The organism is Halomonas sp. ND22Bw, assembly GCF_003011945.1.
Taxonomy (GTDB): domain Bacteria; phylum Pseudomonadota; class Gammaproteobacteria; order Pseudomonadales; family Halomonadaceae; genus Halomonas; species Halomonas halophila.
In genome coordinates, this window is record NZ_PXWD01000358.1 from 1 (window position 1) to 356 (window position 356).

The window sequence follows — 356 nt, forward strand, 5'->3', positions numbered from 1 at the left end:
CGACCGTTGAACGCTCGCCGCTGATAGCGGCTAAAGCGAGGCGCGGCAAACGCTTGCTGGCGGCCTATCGCTCCATCACCAGGCAGGTCGAGGTCGCGGTGGCGTAAAGCCGCCCGTCCAGACCGCGCAGATCGGCCTCGGCGAAGGCGGCGCGGCGGCCGGCCTGGACGATTCGCCCCTCGGCGCGGACCGGCGTGCCGGCGCTCAACGCCTTGTGGAAGACGGTCTTTAGCTCCAGCGTCGTATAGGTCTGGCCCGGCCGCAGCGTCGAATGCACCACACAGCCGCAGGCCGAATCCAGCACGGTGGCGATCCAGCCGCCATGCACCGAACCCAGCGGATTATAGACGGCGGCC

1 protein-coding gene is annotated in these 356 nt (G+C 69.1%); it reads right to left on the minus strand.

Annotated elements, in window-relative coordinates; all coding sequences use genetic code 11:
* Nucleotides 1–64: 64 nt before the first annotated feature.
* A partial coding sequence (locus CVH10_RS18420) for a PaaI family thioesterase (RefSeq protein WP_146143047.1) occupies nt 65–356 on the minus strand: 292 nt, incomplete at its 5' end.